This window comes from Shewanella sp. SG44-6 (assembly GCF_014164185.1).
Classification (GTDB): Bacteria; Pseudomonadota; Gammaproteobacteria; order Enterobacterales; family Shewanellaceae; genus Shewanella; species Shewanella vesiculosa.
The window spans coordinates 1-10,332 of the sequence record NZ_JACJER010000146.1 but is presented as its reverse complement, the minus strand read 5'-3'; the positions used below and the strand labels follow the sequence as shown (position 1 = coordinate 10,332).

Here is a 10,332-nt window from a genome sequence, read left to right as displayed (position 1 = left end):
CAAACTTAAAACACAGGCAACAAATAAATAACAATTGATCATGAAATGCATCAAAAATTAATTTTTAATATTTACAAAAAAATTTAATAATTGCCCTAAAAATCATCAGAATGACATTTCAATATTATTGATTATTTATTCAAAAACTAACTCTCCTCCTATTTTATTAGCTGAATTCCATTCAAAAAACCTAATATAAACCGACATATGCTCTGCTAATTAGCCCTAAAAAAATCAAGATTTATTATATTTAACCCAATTATGACTCATTAAAGTTGGAGAGTTTCGAACATAGCAGACTGTCAATTCACATCACGCACCGAAAGTGGAATGTTACATAAATGTAGCGTTTCTGATGTGACTGGCTGCTTTATAAATCGCAGAGTAGACATGAATAGAGGAGGTATTGAGGAAACGAACAAAAAAAAGGAGCCGAAGCTCCTTTTAATCAACTTACAGCAATAATTAACGAGTGCGTGGGCACACTTCATCAGCGCTGAAGAAGTAAGCAATTTCACGAGCTGCTGATTCAAGAGCATCAGAACCGTGAACTGCGTTTTCGTCGATGCTTGCAGCGTAATCACCACGAAGCGTGCCACGAGCAGCTTCAGCTGGGTTAGTTGCACCCATGATTTCACGGTTAGCTAGAACAGCGTTTTCGCCTTCTAACACTTGAACCATAACTGGACCAGATGTCATGAAAGACACTAAAGCGCCAAAGAAAGGACGTGCGCTATGCTCAGCGTAGAAACCTTCAGCTTGTTCTTTAGATAGGTGAACCATTTTAGAAGCGATGATCTTAAGACCAGCTGATTCAAAACGGTTGTAAATAGCGCCAATGTGGTTGTTAGCAACTGCATCTGGCTTGATGATAGAGAATGTGCGTTCGATCGACATAACGAGCTTCCTTAATGTGAGCAAGTTTAAAAAATTCGCGCGGATTATACGTAATTTCAGGGTATATTCCTAGCCATATCCGCTTAAGCAGTGATATTTCATCACTTAATTGCGTCATTTATATTAACATGGCGCAATTTATGCTCCATGAGCAAACATTCATCTTACTCTGCAGCCTTAACCGTTTTATTAATACTTTTTTCCATGAAGCTAATGATGGCGTCAGCAACGTCTTTTTGTGTCGCTTTCTCAATGCCTTCTAAACCAGGAGATGAATTGACTTCCATCACCACAGGACCATGATTTGAGCGCAGTAAATCAACGCCAGCAATATTCAACCCCATTGTTTTGGCGGCACGAAGTGCAACAGAACGTTCTTCTGGGGTTAACTTAACCAAAGTTGCACTGCCACCACGGTGCAAGTTAGATCGAAACTCACCCGGCTTTGCTTGGCGCTTCATCGCTGCTATCACTTTATCACCCAACACGAAACAGCGAATATCTGCGCCTTTGGCTTCAGCAATATATTCTTGTACCATTATGTTAGCCTTTAAGCCCATAAAGGCTTCTAGCACGCTCTCAGCCGCTTTGCGAGTCTCCGCTAATACCACGCCAATACCCTGAGTCCCTTCCAGTAGTTTAACCACCAAAGGTGCTCCGCCCACCATATCAATCAAATCAGGGATGTCGCTCGGTTTATTGGCAAAACCGGTGATAGGTAAGCCAATCCCCTGCCGCGACAACAGCTGCATTGAACGCAATTTATCCCGTGAACGTGCAATCCCAATGGAGCCATTAACCGCATACACACCCATCATTTCAAATTGGCGTAATACAGCGGAACCATAAAAGGTTACTGAAGCGCCAATCCGTGGAATAACCGCATCAAAATGGCCTAAATCTTTGCCCGCCATATGAATGCTAGGCTTGGTCATATTAATATTCATATAACACTTTAACGGGTTGATAACCTTGACCTCATGTCCCCGGGCTAATGCAGCTTCAACTAAGCGTTTAGTAGAATATAATTGCGGGCCTTGAGACAGTATTGCAATGCGCACAGAGTGCTCCAAAAGAGAAATTTTCCGGCATCATACGCTGAGTATATTTAAAATCAATGACTGCTATATCCATAGATAAAAAAAGAGCCAATCCTAATAGATTGACTCTTTTTTTGTGACCAATTACCCACAATGAATAACGATTTTGATGGGTTAATCTACCAGTAAAGGCTAGCCTTCGCTCACCATGTTCACTGTGTATTTAGGGATATCGATGATCATATCGCAATCAACCACTTTAGCTTGGCAAGATAGACGGCTTTCAGGTTCTAAGCCCCATGCTTTATCGAGCATGTCATCTTCTAGCTCATCACTTTCTTCGAGTTGATCAAATCCTTCGCGTACAACTACATGGCAAGTAGTACAAGCACAAGACTTTTCACAGGCATGTTCAATATGAATACCGTTACGCAATGCAACGTTTAAAATCGTCTCGCCTACTTCAGCTTCAAGTACTGCGCCGTCTGGACAAAGTTCTTGATGGGGTAAAAATACTAACTGTGGCATCATTTCACCTATATGTTGTCGACCGACTGCCCTTTAAGCGCCGCTCTAATAGAATTATCCATACGTCTTGACGCAAAATCTTGAGTCTTATCGTCGAGATTTGCAATTGCTTTTTCAATAGCATCAATATCGTCTTGTTGCGCGGCGGCATCAAGTTCTGCGATCGCTACCACTAACTGTTGACGTTCATGCTCATCCAGCAGTGCAGCATCTTTAGCCAAGGCTGCGTTAAGGGATTCTATCACCCGCGCGGCTTCAACTTTTTGCTCTGCTAGCATACGACGAGTAATGTCTTCTTTAGCATACTTCATCGAATCTTTTAGCATGGTGGCGATTTCAGTATCGGATAAACCAAATGAAGGTTTAACTTGAATCGATGTCTTAACTCCAGTGGACTTTTCCATCGCAGTAACACTGAGCAGACCATCAGCATCGACTTGGAATGTCACTCGAATATGAGCAGCTCCAGCGGCGAGCGGCGGAATACCGTGTAGTGTAAAGCGCGCCAAAGAACGACAATCGTCAACCAGCTCTCGTTCCCCCTGAACCACATGAAATGCCATCGCAGTTTGACCATCTTTAAAAGTGGTAAACTCTTGTGCCCGTGCAACTGGAATAGTGGTATTACGCGTAACCACTTTTTCAACCAAGCCACCCATGGTTTCAACACCGAGCGATAATGGGATCACATCTAACAGTAATAAGTCTGAATCGGGTTTATTGCCAACGAGAATATCGGCTTGAATAGCCGCACCAATGGCAACAACGCGATCAGGGTCAATTGAAGTCAACGGTGTTTTTTTGAAGAATATTTCAACTTGTTCACGAACTAAAGGAACTCGAGTTGAACCACCGACCATGACAGTTTCAATCACCTCATCCACGCTCACACCTGCATCACGTAAAGTGCGACGACAGCTACCAATGGTTTTTTTCACCAATGCGCCAATGAGTTCATTAAATAGATTTTTATCGACACTACAGCTGACGGTTTGGTCGCCAATGACAACAGAGGCTTCAACGCTGTCATTTTCAGTTAATGCTTCTTTGACCCGGCGAGCCTCAATCTGTAACTGACGTGCTAACTGATTATTCGGCTCAGTGATGTTCCACGTTGTTTGCAAATGGCTAACAAGTAAATGATCAAAGTCATCACCACCCAAAGCAGAATCACCGCCTGTGGCTAACACTTCAAATACACCACGATTCAAACGCAGAACAGAGATATCAAAAGTACCGCCACCTAAATCGTAAATGGCAATCACGCCTTCTTGCTTCGAATCAAGTCCATAGGCAATAGCAGCAGCAGTAGGTTCGTTAAGTAAGCGTAATACTTTAACGCCTAATAATTCTGCAGCGTCTTTAGTACCTTGACGTTGTGCATCATCAAAATACGCAGGTACGGTAATGACCACGCCTTCTAACTCGCCACCTAACGTAGTTTCCGCTCGGGCAATTAAAGGTTTTAAAATTTCGGCAGACACTTGAATAGGATTAACTTGCCCAATAGGCGTAGTAAACACCGGCAAGCCGTTTTCACTCGCGTGTAAAGCGTAGGGTAATCGATGAACGCCAGACTGAATATCAGTAAGGCTTCGTCCCATAAAACGCTTAACCGAAACGATAGTATTTTGTGGATCTAATGCTGATTGTTGTTGAGCTTCGTAGCCAACGAGTACATTGGTATCACCATAATGCACCACAGAAGGCAAAGAATGACGTCCTTGCTCATCAGGCAAAGTCAATGCTTGAGCACTTCTTACCGCAGCAACAAGTGAGTTGGTGGTACCAAGATCTATTCCAACCGCAAGACGATGCTGGTGCGGTGCGGCGCTTTGGCCAGGTTCTGCAATTTGCAACAGTGCCATAGTGTTCCAACTTGTTGTGTTATCGATTAGCCAAGCTAATCATAAATAAGGTTCAGAATTTAAGGTAATTTAGTCGAGCAAGCTATCTTCAATACGAGCTAGCTCATCTTGCAATTTTGCCATAAATTTTAGCTTACGAATTTGATCAGCCGCTAATAATGCATCTGCATTATCATCACTGGCTAATAACGTCGCTAATTTAACCGATAATACCGACTCAAACTGTGCAAATGAATCATACAGCTCATCAATTGAAGACTGCGGATCACTGCTATGAGTTATATCTTCAAGCGCTTCACGCCACTCCATTTGTTGCATCAAAAATGTACCATCTTTGAGCGTAGTGGTTTCGTGGCTTAATTCAATACCACGCAGGCTCAACATATGTTCAGCACGGCGTAAGGGATTTTTTAACGTTTGATAGCCGTCGTTAACTTGTGCAGTACGCTGAACAGATAGCAGCTTTTTTTGCTCGGTATCATTCGCGAATTTATCGGGATGGACCGCCCGTTGCAGTTCGCGGTAGCGCTCTGCAAGTAAGGCGGTATCGATATCAAAGGCAGGTGCAACATTAAACAGATCGAAATAATTCATGGGCAGATATCATGCTTACTGTTTGATATAAAACGACTTAACAGGTGAATAATGGTTAAACAGTGAAACTTTCACCGCAACCACATTCACCCTTTGCGTTAGGATTATTGAACTGAAAACCTTCGTTTAGGCCTTCTTTGACAAAATCAAGTTCAATACCTTGCAAATAAATGAAGCTTTTGGCATCGATGATGATATTCACACCATCGATGTTATAAAGCTCATCATCGTCATTGAGATCATCAACGAACTCAATGACGTATGCCATACCTGAACAACCTGATGTTCTCAACCCAAGGCGCAAGCCGAGGCCTTTCCCGCGATTAGCAAGAAACGATCTTACTCGATCAGCCGCAGCGGGGGTCATTGAAATAGCCATCTTAACTCCAGGTATTACTTAGCTTGTCTGCTTTTATACTCTTCAATTGCTGCTTTAATGGCGTCTTCAGCCAAAATAGAGCAATGAATTTTAACTGGCGGTAGTGCTAGTTCTTCAGCAATGTCAGCATTTTTAATGGTCGCTGCTTCATCAACACTCTTGCCTTTAACCCATTCAGTCACTAATGAGCTTGATGCAATTGCGCTGCCGCAACCATAAGTCTTGAATTTTGCATCTTCAATAATGCCATCAGCATTAATTTTAAGTTGCAACTTCATTACATCACCACATGCTGGTGCACCAACCATACCGGTAACAATTGATGGGTCGTTCTTATCAAATGAACCTACGTTACGTGGGTTTTCATAATGATCGATTACTTTTTCGCTATAAGCCATGATACTGCTCCAAAATCTGTGTCGTTATCAGTTTACGAATAATGGTATTACACTTATTTAACCATCTAAATTAGTGATGTGCCCATTGAACTTGATCCAAATCGATACCATCTTTGAACATCTCCCATAATGGAGACATTTCGCGTAACTTATCGATAGATTCAGTTATCGTTTTGATAGCATGGTCAATTTCTTCATCGGTAGTAAAACGGCCGATTGAGAAACGAATTGAGCTGTGTGCCATTTCATCATTTAAACCCAATGCACGTAATACGTAGCTTGGCTCTAAACTTGCTGAAGTACAGGCTGAACCAGAAGAAACCGCTAAGTCTTTTAAGGCCATCATTAACGATTCACCTTCAACAAAGTTGAAGCTCACGTTAAAAATACCACTGTAGCGTTGTTCCATATCACCATTGATATAGGTTTCTTCTATGTGTTTAATACCGTTCCATAACTTATCGCGAAGGCGAGTAATACGCTCGCTATCAGCAGCCATGTCTTGTTTGGCAATCACAGCAGCTTCACCTAAACCAACGATTTGATGAGTTGCTAATGTGCCACTGCGCATTCCGCGCTCGTGTCCACCACCGTGCATTTGCGATTCAAGACGAATACGTGGCTTACGGCGAACATATAATGCGCCGATACCTTTTGGTCCATACATTTTATGGCCAGAAATCGAAATCAAATCAACTTTAGTGGTTTGCACATCAATCGGTAATTTACCCGCACTTTGGGCAGCATCCATATGGAAGAAGATACCCTTTGCGCGGCATAACTCACCAATGGCATCGATATCGTGAATCACACCAATTTCGTTGTTCACGTGCATAATGCTGACTAAAATAGTGTCATCGCGCATCGCCGCTTCTAAGCGTTCCATTGGGATGATGCCATTATCATCAGGAACCATATAAGTGACTTCGTAACCTTCACGCTCTAACTGACGGCACGTGTCTAACGTAGCTTTATGTTCAGTTTTGCTGGTAATGATGTGCTTGCCCTTTTTATGATAAAAATGGGCAATACCTTTAATCGCAAGGTTACTTGATTCTGTCGCACCTGAGGTAAATACAATCTCACGGTGATCAGCGTTGATTAAATCAGCAACTTGATTACGGGCGATATCAACCGCCTCTTCAGCTTGCCAACCATAACGGTGTGAACGCGATGCTGGATTACCAAATACGCCGTCCATCGTCATGTGTTGCATCATTTTTTCAGCAACACGCTTGTCTACAGGCGTTGTTGCGGCATAATCTAAATAGATAGGAAGCTTCATAATACACTCCGTACTCAGCAGTCTCAGATGAGGCTACATACAACGTACAAATAATAATGATATATCAATCAACATAGTTGAGTTATAGACTCACTCTATGTTCCTTTTGTATCTCATCTTGCTTTAACGAAATAAATCTTACATCTCGCTTTTGCATCAAACCCGCAAGAGAAATACCATCTAAAAAATCTGAAATTTGTTTACTTAAGTCACCCCATAAAGAATGGGTTAGGCAACGAGTACCACTTTGGCAGTTACCTTTTCCTTGACAACGGGTGGCGTCTACAGATTCGTCAACAGCATGCACGACCATGCCAACTGAGATATCTACGGCTTCTAAACCTAAACGGTAACCACCACCGGGTCCGCGGACACTCGACACTAAACCATGTTTACGTAACTTAGCGAAGAGTTGTTCAAGATAAGACAAAGAAATTCCTTGTCTTTCAGAAATATCAGCTAAAGGCACAGGACCAGTAGCAGAGTGAATCGCAACATCCAGCATAGCTGTCACTGCATAGCGACCTTTTGATGTAAGTTTCATAACTTGTACTGCTCCCAAAAAGTATGCAGTAATTTCAACATACCCGAGTAATTTAGTCAAGTATTAATCCTACTAAATCACTCAAGTATTATGATGTTGTTTGACTATAAACGATCCCAATTTCGCCGCGGGTATTTAACCTTTTTATCTTGTAAGATTCAATGCCGACAAGGCAATTAATCGCATTATTAACTGATTATTTGACTTGAATCGACAATGACTTATTGAATTTTAAATACTCGGGTCGAACTTATCAATGTCTTGTTTACGAATGGTCGCGGCTTCTCGTGATGCCTCATCAAATGCATCCACATTTAACTCTGGCAACTTTTTAGTACAAACTTCACCACCCATTTGCTGAATGGCATTACACAGTTCTTGTACTTTCGAGTCCATTAAATGCATGTGATCAAGCATTTGCCCTATGGCATTAGCCACAGGATCAGGATTATCTGGTGACACAGCGTACGCATCAAAGCCATACTTTTTAGCCATCTCAGTGCGACGTTCAGTTTTTTCTTTTGACTGGTTGGTCGGCGAAGACACCACACGCCCAGGAATGCCCACCACAGTGTGATCGCTGGCGACATCCTTAACCACCACAGAATTAGAGCCAACACGTGCACCATCGTGCATTGTGATAGGTCCAAGTACTTTGGCCCCAGCCCCAATCACCACATTATTGCCTAAAGTGGGATGACGTTTACCTGGCTGCCAGGTTGTTCCGCCCAAAGTAACACTATGATACAGCGTGCAATCATCACCAATTTCGGCAGTTTCACCTATTACAACGCCCATACCGTGGTCAATAAAGAAACGTCGGCCAATCGTCGCACCTGGATGAATTTCAACACCGGTGAGCCAGCGAGAAAATGTCGATAAACAACGGGCCGTAAAACGCCAGTTCACTAGCCACAGTTTATGACTAATACGGTGGATCCAAATAGCATGCATACCCGGGTAATTAAATATTATCTCTATGGTACTGTTTGCAGCAGGATCACGATGATAAATCGATTCGATGTCTTCTTTTAACCTAGCGATGATGGCCATGGTGTGTTCCTTTACTACTTAATCTTGTTTATCCATTTTCTTATCAATGGAAGTCAAAATGCCACGAAGAATATTCATCTCAGGTGCTTCAATACGGGCACGAGTGTATAAACGACGCAATTTAGTCATGACTTGTCCAGGATGATTTTTAATCACAAAACCAGTTTTAGACAAGGTCGACTCTAAATGAACAAAAAAGCGTTCAAGTTCAGATGTTAATGGGTATTCTTCTGTGACAACTGGCGTTGCTGTTTGCGCTAAATGCGCGACGCGAGTTTCATAACAAATAATTTGTACTGCTTGAGCCAAGTTTAGCGAGCTGTATTCTGGGTTTGCCGGAATCGCCACATGATAAGTACATTGCTGTAATTCTTCATTACTCAGGCCATGATTTTCACGACCAAAGACAATAGCAACCGGACCATTTAGGCTTTCTTGAGTTAACTTTAAACCCGCTTCTCGAGGGTCAAGCATTGGCCAATCAAGAGTACGACTACGAGCACTCGTTGCTATCACTAAACTACAATCGGCAATGGCCTCTTCTAATGAATCAACACGAGTTAGATTTTTTAGAATATCAGATGCACCTGCAGCAAGCGCTATCGATTGCCCATCAGGCTCAGCTCTTGGCTCGGCGAGATATAAATTTGATAAGCCCATGGTTTTCATCGCTCTAGCTGTAGAGCCAATATTACCAGGGTGTGAGGTACCAACTAAAACAACACGAATATTACTGAGCATGTAGCACTTTCTTTTAGCAAAAAATATTGCCCGTATATTAACACAATCGTTAAAAATTACGTTATATGAAAATCTGCATTTGATATAACGGCTAAATTAAGTATAATGCGGGCGCTATTTTACTCGTTCTTTAACATCCAGGGGATTGCAATGCATCCGATGCTGACTATTGCCACACGCGCTGCACGCGCTGCTGGCCAAACTATTATGCGCGCCTATACTGAACTTGACCGTGTTGAGGTAAGCAGTAAAGGTATTAATGATTTTGTGACTAGTGTAGACAAGGAAGCAGAAGCAACTATTACTTATCAAATTCGTAAATCTTATCCAGACCACACCATTATTGGTGAAGAAAACGGTGAAAACCGTGGTACTGATAAAGACTACATTTGGATAGTTGATCCTTTGGATGGCACTAACAACTTCGTTCGTGGTATTCCTCATTTTGCGGTGTCTATCGCTCTTCAGTACAAAGGCAAAATTGAAGTTGCCGTTGTTTACGATCCTGTTCGTGAAGAATTATTTTCAGCTGTTCGCGGCAAAGGCGCTAAGGTTAACGACTTCCGCATGCGAGTAACTAACGTCAATGATTTAAGCAACACTATGATTGGCACAGGTTTTCCATTTAAAGCTCGTCAACACACTGAAAGCTACATGGCCATTTTAGGCGAAGTATTTTCATTGTGTGCCGATGTTCGTCGTGGCGGTTCAGCGGCATTAGATTTAGCTTACGTTGCAGCAGGCCGTTTAGATGGTTTCTTCGAAATAGGTTTAAAACCATGGGATATCGCAGCAGGCGACTTAATTTGTCGTGAAGCCGGCGGTACAGTGACCGACTTTACGGGTGCACATAACTATATGACTTCAGGTAACATTGTGGCAGGTAGCCCAAAAGTAACCACTCAGATAGTCAAAATTATGCGTCCTCTACTGAATGAAGGTTTAAAGCGTTAATCGCTAACTAACCTTTATTGATAAAAAAACCGCTCAAGCGTCGCTTGAGCG

12 protein-coding genes are annotated in these 10,332 nt (G+C 42.3%); 1 reads left to right on the top strand and 11 read right to left on the bottom strand.

Features of this window, described 5'->3' with window-relative positions; all coding sequences use genetic code 11:
• Positions 1–465: 465 nt before the first annotated feature.
• From ndk to trmJ, 11 genes are all read right to left on the bottom strand, one after another.
• Positions 466–897 carry a nucleoside-diphosphate kinase gene (gene ndk / locus H5185_RS18920; RefSeq protein ID WP_124016072.1) on the bottom strand — a complete coding sequence of 144 codons (432 nt, stop codon included), beginning with the start codon at positions 895–897 and terminating at the stop codon, positions 466–468.
• A gap of 164 nt (positions 898–1,061) precedes the next feature.
• The gene (gene rimK / locus H5185_RS18915) at positions 1,062–1,958 is read right to left on the bottom strand and encodes a 30S ribosomal protein S6--L-glutamate ligase (RefSeq protein ID WP_124016073.1); all 897 of its coding nucleotides are present in this window, start codon (positions 1,956–1,958) and stop codon (positions 1,062–1,064) included.
• Between the two features lie 171 nt (positions 1,959–2,129).
• Positions 2,130–2,465: an ISC system 2Fe-2S type ferredoxin gene (gene fdx, locus H5185_RS18910; protein WP_124016074.1), complete on the bottom strand. Its 336-nt coding sequence runs from the start codon at positions 2,463–2,465 to the stop codon at positions 2,130–2,132.
• Between the two features lie 8 nt (positions 2,466–2,473).
• A complete protein-coding gene (gene hscA, locus H5185_RS18905) occupies positions 2,474–4,333 on the bottom strand; it encodes a Fe-S protein assembly chaperone HscA (RefSeq protein ID WP_182742863.1) in 1,860 nt (619 codons plus the stop codon).
• Between the two features lie 69 nt (positions 4,334–4,402).
• Positions 4,403–4,927, bottom strand: coding sequence for a co-chaperone HscB (gene hscB / locus H5185_RS18900; protein ID WP_124016076.1), 525 nt, complete (start codon positions 4,925–4,927; stop codon positions 4,403–4,405).
• Between the two features lie 55 nt (positions 4,928–4,982).
• A complete protein-coding gene (iscA, locus tag H5185_RS18895) occupies positions 4,983–5,306 on the bottom strand; it encodes an iron-sulfur cluster assembly protein IscA (protein WP_124016077.1) in 324 nt (107 codons plus the stop codon).
• Between the two features lie 14 nt (positions 5,307–5,320).
• Complete coding sequence (iscU, locus tag H5185_RS18890; RefSeq protein ID WP_124016078.1) at positions 5,321–5,704, bottom strand: Fe-S cluster assembly scaffold IscU; 384 nt, start codon at positions 5,702–5,704, stop codon at positions 5,321–5,323.
• A 70-nt stretch (positions 5,705–5,774) separates the two neighbouring features.
• The gene (locus tag H5185_RS18885) at positions 5,775–6,989 is read right to left on the bottom strand and encodes an IscS subfamily cysteine desulfurase (RefSeq protein ID WP_124016079.1); all 1,215 of its coding nucleotides are present in this window, start codon (positions 6,987–6,989) and stop codon (positions 5,775–5,777) included.
• An 82-nt stretch (positions 6,990–7,071) separates the two neighbouring features.
• On the bottom strand, positions 7,072–7,533 hold the full coding sequence (iscR, locus tag H5185_RS18880; protein ID WP_011637879.1) for a Fe-S cluster assembly transcriptional regulator IscR: 462 nt from the start codon (positions 7,531–7,533) through the stop codon (positions 7,072–7,074).
• A 231-nt stretch (positions 7,534–7,764) separates the two neighbouring features.
• Complete coding sequence (gene cysE, locus H5185_RS18875) at positions 7,765–8,586, bottom strand: serine O-acetyltransferase (RefSeq protein WP_182742862.1); 822 nt, start codon at positions 8,584–8,586, stop codon at positions 7,765–7,767.
• An 18-nt stretch (positions 8,587–8,604) separates the two neighbouring features.
• Positions 8,605–9,327: a tRNA (cytosine(32)/uridine(32)-2'-O)-methyltransferase TrmJ gene (gene trmJ, locus H5185_RS18870; protein WP_182699009.1), complete on the bottom strand. Its 723-nt coding sequence runs from the start codon at positions 9,325–9,327 to the stop codon at positions 8,605–8,607.
• A gap of 150 nt (positions 9,328–9,477) precedes the next feature.
• Between trmJ and suhB the strand changes: the two genes are divergently transcribed.
• Positions 9,478–10,281, top strand: a complete 804-nt coding sequence (gene suhB, locus H5185_RS18865) for an inositol-1-monophosphatase (RefSeq protein WP_124016082.1) — start codon at positions 9,478–9,480, stop codon at positions 10,279–10,281.
• Positions 10,282–10,332: the final 51 nt, after the last annotated feature.

What these genes read in the sequence shown, in the direction of transcription:
- hscB (WP_124016076.1), bottom strand. Translation starts at nt 4,927, where the DNA reads ATGAATTATTTCGATCTGTTTAATGTTGCACCTGCCTTTGATATCGAT.
- H5185_RS18885 (WP_124016079.1), bottom strand. Translation starts at nt 6,989, where the DNA reads ATGAAGCTTCCTATCTATTTAGATTATGCCGCAACAACGCCTGTAGAC.
- iscU (WP_124016078.1), bottom strand. Translation starts at nt 5,704, where the DNA reads ATGGCTTATAGCGAAAAAGTAATCGATCATTATGAAAACCCACGTAAC.
- iscA (WP_124016077.1), bottom strand. Translation starts at nt 5,306, where the DNA reads ATGGCTATTTCAATGACCCCCGCTGCGGCTGATCGAGTAAGATCGTTT.
- ndk (WP_124016072.1), bottom strand. Translation starts at nt 897, where the DNA reads ATGTCGATCGAACGCACATTCTCTATCATCAAGCCAGATGCAGTTGCT.
- fdx (WP_124016074.1), bottom strand. Translation starts at nt 2,465, where the DNA reads ATGCCACAGTTAGTATTTTTACCCCATCAAGAACTTTGTCCAGACGGC.
- trmJ (WP_182699009.1), bottom strand. Translation starts at nt 9,327, where the DNA reads ATGCTCAGTAATATTCGTGTTGTTTTAGTTGGTACCTCACACCCTGGT.
- cysE (WP_182742862.1), bottom strand. Translation starts at nt 8,586, where the DNA reads ATGGCCATCATCGCTAGGTTAAAAGAAGACATCGAATCGATTTATCAT.
- suhB (WP_124016082.1), top strand. Translation starts at nt 9,478, where the DNA reads ATGCATCCGATGCTGACTATTGCCACACGCGCTGCACGCGCTGCTGGC.
- iscR (WP_011637879.1), bottom strand. Translation starts at nt 7,533, where the DNA reads ATGAAACTTACATCAAAAGGTCGCTATGCAGTGACAGCTATGCTGGAT.
- hscA (WP_182742863.1), bottom strand. Translation starts at nt 4,333, where the DNA reads ATGGCACTGTTGCAAATTGCAGAACCTGGCCAAAGCGCCGCACCGCAC.